The 14,415-nt window shown below is 69.0% G+C and carries 15 protein-coding genes, 1 tRNA gene and 1 other RNA gene; 10 read left to right on the forward strand and 7 right to left on the reverse strand.

Annotation, left to right across the window (positions count from 1 at the left end; translation table 11 throughout):
* Window positions 1-166 precede the first annotated feature (166 nt).
* On the reverse strand, window positions 167-1,618 hold the full coding sequence (locus ACWED2_RS25320; protein WP_449692968.1) for an FAD-dependent monooxygenase: 1,452 nt from the start codon (window positions 1,616-1,618) through the stop codon (window positions 167-169).
* A 94-nt stretch (window positions 1,619-1,712) separates the two neighbouring features.
* Here ACWED2_RS25320 and ACWED2_RS25325 point away from each other — a divergent pair, with 94 nt between their 5' ends.
* From ACWED2_RS25325 to ACWED2_RS25360, 8 genes are all read left to right on the forward strand, one after another.
* Window positions 1,713-2,297 (forward strand): TetR/AcrR family transcriptional regulator C-terminal domain-containing protein, encoded by a 585-nt coding sequence (locus ACWED2_RS25325; protein ID WP_449692969.1) that lies wholly within the window; start codon window positions 1,713-1,715, stop codon window positions 2,295-2,297.
* A gap of 77 nt (window positions 2,298-2,374) precedes the next feature.
* Window positions 2,375-2,448 (forward strand) — tRNA-Met (locus ACWED2_RS25330).
* 417 nt (window positions 2,449-2,865) lie between these two features.
* Complete coding sequence (locus ACWED2_RS25335; protein ID WP_003082108.1) at window positions 2,866-3,366, forward strand: PadR family transcriptional regulator; 501 nt, start codon at window positions 2,866-2,868, stop codon at window positions 3,364-3,366.
* A 63-nt stretch (window positions 3,367-3,429) separates the two neighbouring features.
* Window positions 3,430-4,527, forward strand: a complete 1,098-nt coding sequence (gene prfB / locus ACWED2_RS25340) for a peptide chain release factor 2 (protein WP_449692970.1) — start codon at window positions 3,430-3,432, stop codon at window positions 4,525-4,527.
* A 114-nt stretch (window positions 4,528-4,641) separates the two neighbouring features.
* The gene (gene ftsE, locus ACWED2_RS25345) at window positions 4,642-5,331 is read left to right on the forward strand and encodes a cell division ATP-binding protein FtsE (protein WP_003082104.1); all 690 of its coding nucleotides are present in this window, start codon (window positions 4,642-4,644) and stop codon (window positions 5,329-5,331) included.
* Between the two features lie 49 nt (window positions 5,332-5,380).
* Window positions 5,381-6,274, forward strand: coding sequence for a permease-like cell division protein FtsX (gene ftsX / locus ACWED2_RS25350; RefSeq protein WP_449666781.1), 894 nt, complete (start codon window positions 5,381-5,383; stop codon window positions 6,272-6,274).
* Window positions 6,275-6,318: 44 nt separating this feature from the next.
* Window positions 6,319-6,801, forward strand: a complete 483-nt coding sequence (gene smpB / locus ACWED2_RS25355; RefSeq protein WP_086683555.1) for an SsrA-binding protein SmpB — start codon at window positions 6,319-6,321, stop codon at window positions 6,799-6,801.
* Window positions 6,798-7,697 (forward strand): amidohydrolase family protein, encoded by a 900-nt coding sequence (locus ACWED2_RS25360; protein ID WP_449692971.1) that lies wholly within the window; start codon window positions 6,798-6,800, stop codon window positions 7,695-7,697. Before smpB ends, ACWED2_RS25360 begins: the two co-directional genes overlap by 4 nt.
* 22 nt (window positions 7,698-7,719) lie before the next feature.
* Here the strand turns inward: ACWED2_RS25360 and ACWED2_RS25365 are convergent, their stop codons facing one another.
* The 5 genes from ACWED2_RS25365 to ACWED2_RS25385 all read right to left on the reverse strand — a co-directional run bounded on the left by ACWED2_RS25365 (window position 7,720) and on the right by ACWED2_RS25385 (window position 11,947).
* Window positions 7,720-9,021 (reverse strand): acyltransferase family protein, encoded by a 1,302-nt coding sequence (locus tag ACWED2_RS25365; RefSeq protein WP_449692972.1) that lies wholly within the window; start codon window positions 9,019-9,021, stop codon window positions 7,720-7,722.
* 97 nt (window positions 9,022-9,118) lie between these two features.
* Entirely contained in the window at window positions 9,119-9,343 is a 225-nt protein-coding gene (locus ACWED2_RS25370) for a hypothetical protein (protein WP_449692973.1), read from the reverse strand.
* Window positions 9,344-9,461: 118 nt separating this feature from the next.
* Entirely contained in the window at window positions 9,462-10,103 is a 642-nt protein-coding gene (locus ACWED2_RS25375; protein ID WP_086864789.1) for a response regulator transcription factor, read from the reverse strand.
* A 39-nt stretch (window positions 10,104-10,142) separates the two neighbouring features.
* Window positions 10,143-11,276, reverse strand: coding sequence for a sensor histidine kinase (locus ACWED2_RS25380; protein WP_449692974.1), 1,134 nt, complete (start codon window positions 11,274-11,276; stop codon window positions 10,143-10,145).
* Window positions 11,273-11,947, reverse strand: a complete 675-nt coding sequence (locus tag ACWED2_RS25385; RefSeq protein WP_449693106.1) for a sensor domain-containing protein — start codon at window positions 11,945-11,947, stop codon at window positions 11,273-11,275. Before ACWED2_RS25385 ends, ACWED2_RS25380 begins: the two co-directional genes overlap by 4 nt.
* A gap of 159 nt (window positions 11,948-12,106) precedes the next feature.
* On the opposite strand from ACWED2_RS25385, the gene ssrA reads away from it, so the two are divergent.
* Both ssrA and ACWED2_RS25395 read left to right on the forward strand, forming a co-directional pair.
* Window positions 12,107-12,474: a transfer-messenger RNA gene (ssrA, locus tag ACWED2_RS25390) on the forward strand.
* Window positions 12,475-12,934: 460 nt separating this feature from the next.
* Complete coding sequence (locus ACWED2_RS25395; protein ID WP_449692975.1) at window positions 12,935-13,147, forward strand: hypothetical protein; 213 nt, start codon at window positions 12,935-12,937, stop codon at window positions 13,145-13,147.
* On the opposite strand, the gene ACWED2_RS25400 is transcribed toward ACWED2_RS25395, so the two are convergent.
* On the reverse strand, window positions 13,148-14,386 hold the full coding sequence (locus ACWED2_RS25400) for a diguanylate cyclase (protein WP_449693107.1): 1,239 nt from the start codon (window positions 14,384-14,386) through the stop codon (window positions 13,148-13,150). It abuts the gene before it with no gap.
* Window positions 14,387-14,415 lie beyond the last annotated feature (29 nt).

Raw genomic sequence — 14,415 nt, forward strand, 5'->3', positions numbered from 1 at the left:
AATCTCACACTCTTCCCCACCCCCACGCTCTCCCTATGTGTGCGGACGGAAAGCGTCCGCACACCCCTCTTTCGCATTGTCTTCTGGGGGTCGAACCCCCAGACCCCCGCCAGGGGGGCTTCGCCGCCCCTGGACCCCCCGGTGTGTGGCTCCGTGTGTTGGTGATTCAGGCCGGCGAGGGTTGGGCGTTGGTGTTGGTGTTGGTCAGCCAGGCTTTTGTTGTGCCTGTTGTGTTGGCTATGTAGCCGTCCGGGCGGACCAGGACCTTTTCCAGGTCGGGCCAGGGGAGTTCTGGGATCTCTGCTACGAGTACCTCTGTGTGGGGGGTTGGTGTGGGGGTTTTTGTCAGCAGGACCCAGTTTCCTTTGTGGAATAAGGTGCTTGCCGGGCCGCTCGGGGTCTCGATGTCCGGGAGACGTGTGCCTGCCGCCGGGTGGGGATCTTCCGATGCGTAGCGGATGTTGAGGCCCGACACCATGCCTGAGAGGTGGTGCTGGACTTCGGGGAGGGCTGTCAGGTCTCTGAAGAGGGCTCTCAAGGCCAGTTGGTTCGGGGTTGTGGGGATCAGGGCGTTCTGGGCCGCGATGTTGTCCAGGACTTCCTTCGCCACCGTGCGGCGCTCCTGTTCGTACGTGCCCAGGAGCGTTGCCGGGGCTCGGTTCTTCAAGGTTGCGGCCAGTTTCCAGCCCAGGTTCATCGCGTCCTGGATGCCCAGGTTGAGACCCTGCCCTCCCGCCGGGAAGTGCGTGTGCGCCGCGTCTCCCGCCAGGAGGACCCGGCCCACCTGGTAGCTCGCGGCCAGACGGCTGTCGTCCGAGAACCGGGACGCCCAGCGGATCTCCGCGATCTCCGCTTCCGGGCCGAAACGATCGGTGACCGCTCGCCGGACTTCGGCGTCGGCGACCTCGGCCCGCAGGTCCGGCGGGCGGTTCAGGCGATCTCCGAAGCTGATCCGGTACAGGTTCGGCTCGGCCAGGGGGATCACGCCGATGAACTTGCCCGGGCTTCCGGACGTGACCATGTTCGTCATCGAACGCCACTGGGTGGGCGCCCCCGGCGGGGTCGCCTTGAACAGCACGTCCGCCGCCACTCCGTGGCCCTGGCCCTCGATACCCTCGAACCGCATGCCCAGTGCCTTGCGGACAGTGCTCCGGCCACCGTCGCAACCCACCAGGTACCGCGCACGGATCCGTAGCTCGCCGGCGGTGATCGTGACGCCTTCCGCGTCCTGGGTGAAGCCGGTCAGCTCGAGCCCCCGCCGCACCCGCACCCCCTGCTCCGCCAAGCGCTCCTCCAAGGCCGCCTCCACCTCCGCCTGCGGAATGCCCAGCTGGTAGGGGTGGCGGGTGTCCCAGCCCGTGTAGGGCACCGGAATCACCGCGAAGTGTCCGTCCGCGACAGTCGCGAACGCGCGGTCCTTCGCCCGGGGCAGCAAACCCCGCAGATCCAGGACTTCCGCCGTGCGCGGTTGGAGGTTCAGGGCCTTCGACAAACCCGTTCGCTCGTGCATCCGCTCGAGCACCACCGTGTCCACTCCGGCCAGTGCCAGCTCGTTCGCCAGCATCAAGCCCGTCGGGCCCGCGCCGGCGACGACCACCTCCGCAGTCAGCTCCCGCATCCCCAGCTCCTTAACAACGTTAAATTGACCGGACCCCAGGATGGCCTTAACATCGTTAAATTGTCAAGCGTGATCACGGAAGGGGTGCCAGAACATGGCTCTGACCAGGGAGAACATTGCTCGGTCCGGGCTGAAGCTGCTCAACGAAGTGGGCCTCAACGGGCTCACGCTCCGGCTGATCGCCGCGGACCTCGGGGTCAAGGCCCCCGCCCTGTACTGGCACATGAAGAACAAGCAGGAGCTTCTCGACGAGATGGCGACGCAGATGTACCGCGACTCCGTGGCCGATCGGCGGCCGCCGGCGTCGCTGGGGGAGTGGGAGGCTGCTGCGCACAGTGCCCGCGCGCTGCGGCGGATGATGCTCGCCTACCGCGACGGCGGGAAGGTTTTCGCCGGCACCTACCTCGGTGACACGAGCCTGGTCGGCGAGCACCCGCTGCGCCGGAGCATCGAAGCCGGTTTGGACGAGCAACGAGCAGGCCGGGCGACCTTCACCGTCTACTGCTTCGTCATCGGCTACGTGATCGAGGAGCAGGCTGTGCGGCCGATGCCGGGTGAGTTCGACGAGCGCTATCGGGAGTCGGCGGGGGAGGCGATACTGGGCGACGCCGACGCCCGGTTCGAGGACGGGCTGGCCATGGTCCTCAGTGGAGCCCGTCAGTGGCTCGAGACGGCGTAAGGGCAGGTCAGAGCGTTTCGGGACCCCGGTGAAAACCCGCTGGCGACCCCGTGTAATCTATTGAAGTACCAAAACGGCGCGGGGTGGAGCAGCTCGGTAGCTCGCTGGGCTCATAACCCAGAGGTCGCAGGTTCAAATCCTGTCCCCGCTACAGTGGTCAGAGGCGTGTACGAACGGAAAATGTTCGTACACGCCTCTTTCGTTTTGTATTGGGGTCGAACTCCCAAACCTCGGCCAAGAGGGGCTCTGCCCTCTCGGATCCCCTGCGGGGGGAGTCATTCGCTACGAATCCCGTGATTCGGACGCCGGTAGCGGGTGGTTGCGGTGCGTGTTCGCGGTGCGCCAAGCCGGGGATCGCCGCCCGTCGAACTCACCTGCCTGGAGGTTGCCGGGGTGGCCCGCGTGCGTCTGGTTGGACCAAAAAATCCTGGGAGCGGTTGCAGAGCGTATTCAGGTCCACAGTGGACCCGGGCCGGATTGGGCCGAACGAGGGGATCTCACTAGCCACAATGGACAGATCCGCTGACCACTGTGGACACAGCGGCCGATAAGTGGGAATCTAGGGGACGTGTCCGAATTGAATGCAACAGCCGCCGCCCTGCTCGGTCTGCTCCACGACGGTCCCGCCACCGGCGGGCAGCTCGTCGCCGGAGCCGGAGAGCGGTTCGGTGCCTTCTTCAGCGTCACCCGCAGCCAGGTGTACCGGGAGCTCCCGGCGCTGTCCAAGGAAGGCCTCGTCCGGCTCGGCAAGCAGGGCCCGCGCTCCAGCCAGCAGTACCTGATCACCGCCGCCGGCAAGAAGGCCTTCAAGGCCTGGCTGACGTCCGAGGCCGGCCCCGACCACCTGCGCAGCCCGCTCATCCTGCGGCTCGTGCACGCGGGGTCGCTGACCGCGAAGCAGCGCCAGACGCTGCTCGAGTCGGCCCGGTCGAGCTACAGCCAGCAGCTCGACGACGCCAGGGCGGCCACCAAGGCGGCCGAAGGGCCGTACGAAAAGGCGGTCGCCGAGTTCGCCCAAGCCCAGGCCAAGGCCGCGCTGAAGCTGCTCGACGCCATCCCCGCGGCCTGAGGTTCGCGCGCCCGCGACCGGTCCTCGCAACCGGTCGCGGGTTTTGCCGTAACCTTGACAAACGTGAGTGATGAGTTCGACGCGGCACTGAGGGACCTGACCGGCAAGCTGACGCAGATCGAGTCGGTGATGGACCTGGATGCGCTGCGTGCCCAGGTGGCCGACCTGGAGCAGCAGGCCTCGAGCCCCACCCTCTGGGACGACCCGGAGGCGGCGCAGAAGGTCACCAGCCAGCTGTCCCACCGGCAGGGCGAGCTGCGCCGGGTCTCCGACCTGCGCCAGCGGCTCGACGACCTCGGCGTGCTGTACGAGCTCGCCGAGGCCGAAGGCGACTCCGGCAGCCTGGGCGAGGCCGAAGCCGAGCTCGCCGACCTCGGCAAGGCCATCGACACGCTCGAGGTCCGCACCCTGCTCTCGGGCGAGTACGACGACCGCAACGCCGTCGTCACCATCCGCTCCGAGGCCGGCGGCGTCGACGCGGCCGACTTCGCCGAGATGCTCCTGCGCATGTACCTGCGCTGGGCGGAGCGCCACAGCTACCCGACCGACGTCTACGACATCTCCTACGCCGAAGAGGCGGGCATCAAGTCGGCGACGTTCAAGGTCAGCGCCCCCTACGTCTACGGCACCCTCTCCGTCGAGCAGGGCACCCACCGGCTCGTCCGGATCTCGCCGTTCGACAACCAGAGCCGCCGCCAGACGTCGTTCGCGCACGTCGAGGTGCTGCCCGAGGTCGAAGAGGTCGACCACGTCGACATCCCGGAAAAGGACATCCGGGTCGACGTCTACCGCTCCTCGGGCCCCGGTGGCCAGAGCGTCAACACCACCGACAGTGCGGTGCGCATCACGCACATCCCGACGAACATCGTCGTCTCCTGCCAGAACGAGAAGTCGCAGCTGCAGAACAAGGCGGCCGCGATGAAGGTCCTCCAGTCCCGGCTGCTGCAGCGCAAGAAGGAAGAAGAGCGCAAGGAGATGGACGCGCTCAAGGACAGCGGCTCCAGCTGGGGCAACCAGATGCGCTCCTACGTGCTGCACCCGTACCAGATGGTGAAGGACCTGCGGACCGAGTTCGAGGTCGGCAACCCGTCCGCGGTGCTCGACGGTGACATCGACGGCTTCCTCGACGCCGGCATCCGCTGGCGGATGCAGACGGCGTGAGCCGGGTGCGCGCGGTGGCGGCCTGACCGCTCACCGTGCGCAAACGCCCGTTGCTCCACCCGGGTGCACCGGGCAACCGGGGCTTCACGAGACCGGTGGGTAGTATGCCGAATCGTGATCCGGCTCGAAGAGGTTTCCAAGGTCTACAAGACCTCGACGCGGCCCGCGCTCGAGCGGGTGTCCGTCGACATCGAAAAGGGTGAGTTCGTCTTCCTCATCGGTCCCTCGGGATCGGGGAAGTCGACCTTCCTCCGGCTGCTGCTGCGCGAAGAGACGCCCAGCAAGGGCCGCGTGATGGTGTCCAACTTCGACGTCGCCAAGCTGGCCCGCCGCAGGGTCCCGCGCCTGCGGCAGACCATCGGCTGCGTCTTCCAGGACTTCCGGCTGCTCGCGAACAAGACCGTCGCGGAGAACGTCGCGTTCGCCCTCGAGGTCATCGGCAAGCCGGGCCCGACCATCAAGAAGGTCGTCCCCGAGGTGCTGGAGCTCGTCGGCCTCGACGGCAAGGCGGACCGGCTCCCCAACGAGCTCTCCGGTGGTGAGCAGCAGCGCGTCGCGATCGCGCGCGCCTTCGTGAACCGCCCGCTGGTGCTGCTCGCCGACGAACCGACGGGCAACCTGGACCCCGACACCAGCCAGGACATCATGCTGCTGCTGGAGCGGATCAACCGCACCGGCACCACCGTCCTGATGGCCACCCACGATCACTCCATCGTGGACTCCATGCGGCGCCGAGTCGTCGAGCTGCAGCTCGGCCGGGTGATCCGCGACGACGCCCGCGGCGTCTACGGCATCGGTCGCTGAGACCCCGTCCACCCCGCACCGACCCCGACCCCAAGGACCTGCACCCGCCATGCGCGCCAGTTTCGTCTTCAGTGAGGTAGTCACCGGCCTGCGCCGGAACGTCACGATGACCATCGCGATGATGCTGACCACGGCCGTGTCGCTCGCCATGCTCGGTGGCGGCCTCCTCGCCGTGCGGACGATCGACAAGATGAAGTCCAACTTCCTCGCCGACGTCGAGGTTTCCGTCTACCTCACCGACGACATCAGCGCGAGCGACAAGAACTGCACCCAGTCGCTGTGCCAGACGCTGCGGACCTCGCTGCAGAGCAACAACGGTGTCGAGTCGGTCGTGTTCGAGAACCGCGACCAGGCCTTCGACCGGTTCAAGAAGATCTTCGAGAGCCAGCCGGAGCTGATCGCGCTCACCGGCCCCGAGTCGCTGCCCGCGTCGCTGCACGTGAAGCTGAAGGACCCGGACCGCAGCGACGCGATCGTGCAGGAGTACGCGAACAAGCCCGGCGTGCGGAAGGTCGACGACCAGAAGAAGTTCCTCGACCGCGTGTTCAACGCCTTCAACGGCGTCCGCAACATGGCCTTCGGCGCCGCGCTCATCATGGCCGTCGCCGCGCTGCTGCTGATCGCCAACACGATCCAGGTGTCCGCGTTCACCCGGCGCACCGAGGTCGGCATCATGCGGCTGGTCGGCGCCACGCGGTGGTACACGCAGCTGCCGTTCCTCCTGGAGGCGGTGGTCGCCGGCGTGGTCGGTGCGGTCCTCGGGATCGTCATGCTGGTGCTCACCAAGGTGAGCTTCCTCGACTCGGTGTTCACCGGCGACGTCTTCCCGAAGATCACCACGCTGGAACTGCTGTTCCCGGTCGCGCCGATCCTGCTCGGGGTGTCCGTGCTGATCTCCGCCATCACCGGTTACGTCACGCTGCGGCTGTACGTCCGGCACTAGTAAACCGGCTGCTGGCAGCTTCGAGAATCACGTAGAGTGGTCGTATGCCCAAGGAACGTGGCCAGAAGGTGATCGTGTCGAACCGCAAGGCGCGGCACGACTACTCCATCCTCGACACCTACGAGTGCGGTCTCGTGCTCGTCGGCACCGAGGTCAAGAGCCTGCGCGAGGGCAAGGCGTCCCTGGCGGACGCGTTCGCGACGGTCGACGACGGCGAAGTGTGGCTGCGCAACGTGCACATCCCGGAGTACACGCAGGGCACGTGGACCAACCACACGCCGCGGCGCACCCGGAAGCTGCTGCTGCACCGGCGGGAGATCGAGAAGCTCATCGGCAAGACCAAGGAGAGCGGGCTCTCCCTGGTGCCGCTGTCGATGTACTTCAAGGACGGCAAGGTCAAGGTCGAGATCGCCCTGGCCCAGGGCAAGAAGGCCTACGACAAGCGGCAGGCGCTCGCCAAGCGGGACGCGGATCGCGACATCAGGAAGGCGATGGGCCGCGCGCTGAAGGGCCGGTTCACGGAGTGACGCCCGGCCCGGCCGCCGATGCGGACGTCGCTCGCTGGACGGCGTCGCTGGGCCTGCCGGGCCTGGTCGACCTGCACGTCCACTTCCTGCCCAAGCCGGTGATGGACAAGGTCTGGGCGTACTTCGACCGGGCCTCGACGCACTACGGCACCGAGTGGCCGGTGCACTACCGGACGTCCGAAGAGGAACGGCTGGAGACGCTGCGCTCGCTCGGTGTCACCCGCTTCGCGCCGCTGGTCTACCCGCACAAGCCGGGGATGGCGGAGTGGCTGACCGGCTGGGCGCTCGAGTTCGCCGCCCGGGTCCCGGACGCGGTGCCGACCGGGACGTTCTACCCCGAGCCCGGCGCCGGGTCCGCTGTGGACGGTGCGTTGCGCGCCGGCGCCCGGGTGTTCAAGGCGCACGTGCAGGTCGGTGCGTACGACCCGCGTGACGACCTGCTGACCCCGGTCTGGGGTGCGCTGGCCGACGCCGGTGTCCCGGTCGTCGTCCACTGTGGACACGGTCCGTTGCGGGGCGACTTCACCGGGTTGTCGGTCTTCGGGGAGGTGCTGGCGAGGCACCCGAAGCTGACGGCGGTGCTCGCGCACGCGGCGATGCCGGAGTTCGGGACGGCGTTCGAGCTGATGGCGAAGTACCCGCGGGTGCACCTGGACACCACGATGGTGGGCGTGCCGTTCGCCGAGGCGATGTCGCCGCTGCCGCCGGACTGGACCGCGCGGCTGGCCGCGTACGCCGACCGGGTGGTGCTCGGCACGGACTTCCCGAACATCCCGTACCCGTACGTGACGCAGCTGCAGGCGATCGCCGGCTGGGCGGCAGCCGACGATCGCCTGGGAGAGCCGTTCCTGCGGGCGGTGCTGCACGACACCCCGCTGCGCCTGCTCGGCGCCTAGCTTTTCGACGACCGCCCGGCTTTCACCGGCGCAGCGTCGCGCGTTCGGTCACGGTGACCGCGCGGCCCAGCAGGTCGACCACCGGGAGCTGCTTGCCCGCCAGCACGAATCCGGCCGTCGCCAGCACCACCCACGGCACCGGGCCGCGGGCGATGCCGTCCGAGAGCGGGGCGAACCCGTGTGCCGCCAGGCCGAGCAGACCACCCGAGATCATCAGCCCGGCCACGACCAGCTGCGGCGTCCTGGCGGTGAGTTCGCCGGCGTCGCGCTGCATCTCGAAGTGCGCGAACAGCCGCAGCAGGCCGAGCAGCACCATCCCGCACGCCGCGAACCACGCCGGCGCCATGACCAGCCAGAACACCGTGCCCGGCGCCGGGGTCTCGTAGCCGAGGCCGTACACCGTCACCCCCGCCACGACGACCAGCGCCGGCATGTGCCAGAGGTAGACGCTCATGAACCGCGCGCCCAGCCAGCCGAGGGCGTCGCCGACGCCGGGTCGCGCCGCGAGCGCGTTGAGCTGCGGGCGGAAGGCCAGCAGCAGGCCGATCTGGCCGACGGCGAGGAAGGCGAGCAGCACGGTCGGCGGGCTCATGTTCGACACCGGCGCGCCCGGCATGCCGATCATGCTGGCCGGGTACGGTCCGAACGCGACCATCAACGCGGTGACGCCGAACCCGGCGGCGGACAGCGTCAGCGCGCCGCGGCGGGTCAGCGAGCCGAGGCGCCCTTCGACGTAGTGGAAGCCCAGCTGGTGCACGGCGACCCAGACGAAGATCGCGTTGGCGTAACCGACGTAACCGAAGTCGTTGAAGCGCGCGACGTCGACGAGGATGCCCGCCGCGCCCATCACGAGCGGCACCTTCAGGCCCCAGCGCCGGTGCGCGGCCACCATGAGCGGCGTGAGCAGCACGACGAGCACGTACACCGCGAGGAACCACAGCAGCTGCGCGGCGATCGCGCTGCCGACCTGCACCGGCTGCGGCGGGACGCCCAGGCCGCGCAGGAAGTCCGGCACGATCAGCCAGACCGCCAGCAGCGGCAGCACCGGCGCCATCAGCCGCTTGATGCGCCCGGCGAGCCACTGCCGGGTGGACGCGGCACGGCGGAAGGAGATCAGGTTCGCCGCGCCGCCGGCGAAGAAGACCAAGGGCATGACCTGGCTGAGCCAGGTGACGACCCACCAGCCCGGCGTGGCCAGTGCGTTGCCGGTGGCGAGCTGCCCGTCGGAGTAGGAGAGCACCGGCATGATCCAGTGCTGCGCGATGACGGCGAGGATGGCCCCCGCCCGGACGACGTCGAGAAACCTGTCCCGGCTCGTGTGCATGCTGTTCAGCCTGGCCGGTTCGACCTGGGGAAACAGCGGTGCTGCCCGGACTCTTCGGGGTCCTGTTCACCCCCGGCGGATACGGGGGTTTCCCCTACTAGCGCAGGCCGTCGGGCTCGGGTTCGTGCTGCGCGGCGGCGAGGCGGTACTCCCAGCCGTGCTCGGTGAGGCCGAGCTCGTAGCGCGTCTCGATCTTCGGGCCGCCGTGCAGGTGGATGTGCCGGATGACGGTGCCGGGAATGGGCTCCGCGTCCCCGAGCTCCTGGACGCGGCCGTCGAGCGGGCCGCCGAAGAAGCGGACGCAGCGGGTCTCGTCGGACATCTGCGCACTCCTCTCCTCGGCGGGTCCGCTCATGGTAGGTGAGCGCTCACCCGGGTGCCGCCCGCGGAACGGGTGACCCGGTGTCCACCCTACGGGAGTCGTGGTCACCCTCCGTTGCTCAACGACCCAGGTAGGTCAACACCGCGCGGACGCGGCGGTGTTCTTCCGCGCTGGCTTCGAGCCCGAGTTTCGAGAAGATGTTGCCGATGTGCTTCTCGACCGCGCCGTGCGAAACGACGAGCGAGTTCGCGATCGCCGTGTTCGACAGGCCCTGCGCCATCAGGCCGAGGACCTCGGATTCGCGGGCCGTCAGCGCGTCCAGGGGGTTGCGGCGGCCGCGGGCCATCAGCTGGGCGATCACGTCCGGGTCGATCGCCGTGCCGCCGTTCGCGACGCGGCGGACCGCGTCCAGGAAGTCCGCGACGTCGGCCACGCGCTCCTTCAGCAGGTAGCCGACGCCGCCGGCGCCGCCCGAGAGCAGCTCCACCGCGTACGACTCCTCCACGTACTGCGACAGCACCAGCACCGGCAGCCCGGGGATCTCCTTGCGCGCCGCCAGCGCCGCCCGCAGGCCCTCGTCGGTGAACGTCGGCGGCATCCGGACGTCGACGATCGCCAGGTCAGGCCGGTGTTCCTTGACCGCGCCGAGCAGGTCGTCGCCGTTGTCGACGGCCGCCGCCGTCTCGATGCCCTCGTCGGCGAGCAGGCGGGTCACCCCGGCCCGCAGCAGCACGGCGTCCTCGGCGATGACTACCCGCATCCGGCCCCCAAGCTCGTGGATGAACGGGAGCCAGCTTATTCACCATTGGCAGGGGAGGTCAGCCCGGATCACGGTCGGCCCGCCCACCGGGCTGACCACGGTGATCACGCCGTCGATCGTCGCGGCGCGGTCGGCCAGGCCGGCCAGCCCGCCGCCGGGGCGCACTTCGGCGCCGCCGTGGCCGTTGTCGGTGATCTCGACGACGACGTGGTCGTCGGTCCGCCACACCTTCACGCCCGCTTCGGTCGCTCCGGAGTGCTTCGCGATGTTCGTCAGCGTTTCGCCGACGATGAAGTACGCCGTCGTCTCCACCGCGGCCGGCGGACGCGGCTCCACGGCCACCGACACGTCCACCGGGATCGGCGACTTCGCCGCCTGCGCCGACAGCGCCGCGTCCAGCCCCCGGTCACCGAGCACGGCCGGGTAGATGCCGCGCGCCAGGTCCCGCAGCTCCGACACCGCCAGCTTCGCGTCCGAGTGCGCCTCGTCGATCAGGTCCCGCACCGCCTGCGGATCCTGGTCGAACTTCGACTTCGCCCGCCCCAGGCTCATCGCGACGGCCACCAGCCGCTGCTGCGCGCCGTCGTGCAGGTCACGCTCGATGCGGCGGCGTTCGGCCTCGGCGGCGTCGACCCCGCGGGCCCGCGACGCCTGCAGCCGCTCGGCCTTCTGCTCCAGCCGCTTCGTGCGGTCCGGCCCCAGCAGCGCCAGCGCCAGCTCACCGTGCAGCCAGCCCAGCCACGGCGTCACCCAGATCGCCATCGGCAGCAGCACGATCGACGCCAGCGCGATCGCGAACTCCGCACACGCCAGCGGGAACGCGGCCATCAGGTACGCCAGGTCACGCCAGGTCGTCGCGTCGCTCAACCGGACCATCCACCGCCGCAGCAGCGGCTGCCCCTCTTCGTACGGCCGCCGCTGCACCGGCGGCAGCGGCACACCCAGCATCGCGCCCGCCCAGCTCCGCTCACGGTCGCCGGACCAGCGGATGAAACTCGTCGTCGCCAGCAGGATCGGGAACCCGACCCAGACCACCGCCGTCGACACACCCACCGCGATACCGACCACGATCAGCACGAACTGCAGGAGCCGGAAGACGAAGCTGACGATCATGTACAGGATCGTGCGAGCCGGGTGCGGCCGCGGGTGTTCCAGCTGTTGCGCCTCGCTCATCCCGCCACCAGGTTCTTCTCTTCCGCGTCTTCCCACCAGCGCTCCATCCGGCGGCGCTGCGCCACCGTCGGCCCCAGCAGCGCGTCCGCCAGCCGGGCGTGCGTGCCCGCCAGCGCCTTGGTCAACGCCACCGACAACGCGACGAACAACACCCCCAGCGCCGCCCACGGTAGCGCCTCCACGGTGGAGTCCACGGTCAACCACGGCACCTCCCAGGCCGGGAAGCGGTACTCACCGCCCGGCAACCACCGGAAGTAGACCGGCAGGCCCACCAGCGCCAGGCTCGTCGCCCAGAACGTCGTCACGAGCACGAACTCCACCAGACCCACCGGGAACAGCAGCGCGAAGTAGGTCAGATCCCGCCACGTCGACGGATCCTTCAACCGCCCCTTCCACCGCTCGGCCTGCTTGCCGGCGGGCAACGGCAGATAGGGCAGATCGATGTAGCGATCCAGCAACGCGTAGACCCGCGCCCGCTCCAAGCGCGCGGCCCCCCGCACCGCGAGCACGACCAAGGCGAGCAGACCCACCCCGACCCAGACCACGGCAGTCCCCGCCCCAGCCGAGACGAAAGCCGTCAGGAACCCGAACGCCAGCACCCCCAACGGCAGGTTCATCAGCAAGAACACCACCGAACCACCGAACGGCGGATCCCGCCTCTCGCTCACCATCACCGCGCTCCCTTCATCCCACGACGCTCCACCAGCATCGCGTTCCGGCCCTCGAGGCGACATGGTGCGAGCGGGCATCCCGGCGGTAGGGCTGGCCCCACCCCCACCACCCGGACTAAACCGATCGCGCCGGGCGTTATGATGAGTACGACCCAACAAGGGGGTGAACGGTTTCGACTTTGGACGTTGATTCAGGAGAAGCGTGCCGGTGCAGGCGAGAGACCACCGTAAGCGTCATCGCAACCAAATAAGCGCCGACTCCAGTCAGCGCGAGTTCGCCCTCGCCGCCTGAGCGAGTGCGACTCTGTCGGCCCGGGTTCGCCTCCGGCCCGGGTACCGGCATCAGCTAGGAGGCTCAGCGACTGTCCCGGCCACGGGGAACAGCCGTGAAGCAAACAGTGGCTGGGCTCGTCACCTCAGCTTGTTCGCGTGACTGAGGGAGCCAAGCAGAGACGTAGCGGACTGCGCACGGAGAAGCCCTGTTGATACGCCAGAGGACCCGGGTTCAATTCCCGGCACCTCCACTACGAGCAGGCCCACGCCCCTTCGGGGCTGGGCCTTCTCTCGTTCTCGGGTGTTTGTTTGGGGGTCGGACCCCCAAGCCCCCGCCAGGGAGGGCTTCGCCCCCCTGGACCCCCCCGGGTGGTTGCGTTGGGTGGTGAGTCAGACCGGGTGGTTGCGTTGGGTGGTGAGCCAGACCGGGTGGTTGTGTCGGGTGGTGAGCCAGACCGGGTGGTTGTGTCGGGTGGTGAGCCAGACCGGGTGGTTGTGTTGGGTGGTGAGTCAGGCCGGGTGGTTGCGTTCGGGGGGTGACCGGGCAGGTGGTTACTCCGTTCGCGGCCGGCCGTTCGGCTTGTGGGTGGTCGGTTCTGCTCGGGGTGGTTGTGGGGTGTGGTGGGGGCCACTTGTGGGTGAAATTTTCGTTAGTGTCATGCTGGGGACCCGACCAATGGTCCTGCACCCGTGGGGCCGGAAGTAGGTGGCCAGATGACCTGGGCCCGACGCAGTGGCAGCTCCCTTGCCAACGATGAAGACAGCCGGATGGGCGTTATCCGTGCCGAAGAGGCCGTTCGGCTCGGTGAACAGAACGATCGGGCCGTCCTGACCGTGGCCGGCCACTCCTCCGACTCGCAGGAATGCGCCGAACTGCTCGCCATGCTCGGGCTCGACGCCGGGCGGCTGCGGCACAAGACCGCCTGATCACACCAGGTCCGCGACGTGGACCACCTTGTTCCGGCCCGTCGCCTTCGCGTGATACAGCGCCGTATCCGCCGCGTCCAGCAAACGCTGCAATGACGTCCCCGCCGTGGGGTACACCGCGATGCCGATCGAGACCGTCAAGCCCGTGATCGACAGCTGACCCGCCGGGACCTCCAACGCGCTGATCGCCCGGCGGATCCGCTCCGCCACCGGGCCGATGTCCGACTGGGTGATCCCCGGCAACACCACCACGAACTCCTCGCCGCCGAAACGGCCCACCGCATCGCCCCGGCCGCGGACCGCCGAGATGATCGACCGCGCCACCGCCTTCAGCACCGCGTCGCCCGCCAGGTGGCCGTACGTGTCGTTCACCTGCTTGAAGTGATCCAAGTCCAACATCAGCAACCCGAACGTCGAACCCTGACGGGACGCCGCCGCCAAGGTCCGCTCCGCCAGCGCGTGCCAGCCGCTCGTGTTGTACAACCCCGTCTTCTCGTCGCGGTGGGCCGCCACCTCCAGCTGCTTCACCAGCACCGTCCGGTGCAACAGCAGCAACGGCGGGAACACCAGCACCACCAGACCCGGCAACGTCGCCAGTGCCACCGCGTTCAGCGCACCCAGGCAGAGCGTCGCCACCTCGAGGCCGTTGTCCGACCACGTGCCGAACAGGGCCTCGGGCGTCCGGCCGACTTCCCGGCGCGCCGGGAGCACCAAGAGGGCGTTCACCGCGAAGAACGTCACGCCCGCGGCCGTGATCGCCAACGTCCCCGCCCAGCTGTGCGTCATCGCCGAGCGGACGTCGGGGAAGCCCGAAAGCCGCAGCACCGACTGGGCCGCGTAGCACGAGAGCACGATGATCGCCGCGTTGCTGACCGTGCGGGAGGCCGGGACCCGCTGCAGGCGGTACCAGCTGCGGATCGCCAGGTGCGCGTACAGGCCGCCGACCAGGACAGCCAGCAGGAGCGGCGGCAGCAGGAGCACGCCGGCGAACGTCCAGACCGACGTCATGTTGATGTGCGGCGTCCCCGACACGCGACGGCGGATCCGCTCCACGCGCCGGCCCGTCTCCGACTGCACCACCCCGAGGACCAGCAGCACCCCCAGGATCGCCAGCGTCCGGCGGTCCACCGCGACCGGGGACGGCCGCAGCGTCAACGCCACCGCCACCACCTCGCTCACCAGGCAGTAGCCGATCACCCGCGGACCTTGACGCCACAGCACCCAGCGCCGTGGTGCCACGAGGACGTCACGAATACGCGGCCCGGTGC

It is taken from the genome of Amycolatopsis sp. NPDC005003, from assembly GCF_053600695.1.

Excerpts from the sequence above, each read along its gene's own strand:
- ACWED2_RS25385 (WP_449693106.1), bottom strand. The coding sequence starts at position 11,947 with ATGGTGAGCGAGAGGCGGGATCCGCCGTTCGGTGGTTCGGTGGTGTTC.
- smpB (WP_086683555.1), top strand. The coding sequence starts at position 6,319 with ATGCCCAAGGAACGTGGCCAGAAGGTGATCGTGTCGAACCGCAAGGCG.
- ACWED2_RS25370 (WP_449692973.1), bottom strand. The coding sequence starts at position 9,343 with ATGTCCGACGAGACCCGCTGCGTCCGCTTCTTCGGCGGCCCGCTCGAC.
- ACWED2_RS25320 (WP_449692968.1), bottom strand. The coding sequence starts at position 1,618 with ATGCGGGAGCTGACTGCGGAGGTGGTCGTCGCCGGCGCGGGCCCGACG.
- ACWED2_RS25380 (WP_449692974.1), bottom strand. The coding sequence starts at position 11,276 with ATGAGCGAGGCGCAACAGCTGGAACACCCGCGGCCGCACCCGGCTCGC.
- ftsX (WP_449666781.1), top strand. The coding sequence starts at position 5,381 with ATGCGCGCCAGTTTCGTCTTCAGTGAGGTAGTCACCGGCCTGCGCCGG.
- ACWED2_RS25365 (WP_449692972.1), bottom strand. The coding sequence starts at position 9,021 with ATGCACACGAGCCGGGACAGGTTTCTCGACGTCGTCCGGGCGGGGGCC.
- ACWED2_RS25375 (WP_086864789.1), bottom strand. The coding sequence starts at position 10,103 with ATGCGGGTAGTCATCGCCGAGGACGCCGTGCTGCTGCGGGCCGGGGTG.
- ACWED2_RS25325 (WP_449692969.1), top strand. The coding sequence starts at position 1,713 with ATGGCTCTGACCAGGGAGAACATTGCTCGGTCCGGGCTGAAGCTGCTC.
- ACWED2_RS25395 (WP_449692975.1), top strand. The coding sequence starts at position 12,935 with ATGACCTGGGCCCGACGCAGTGGCAGCTCCCTTGCCAACGATGAAGAC.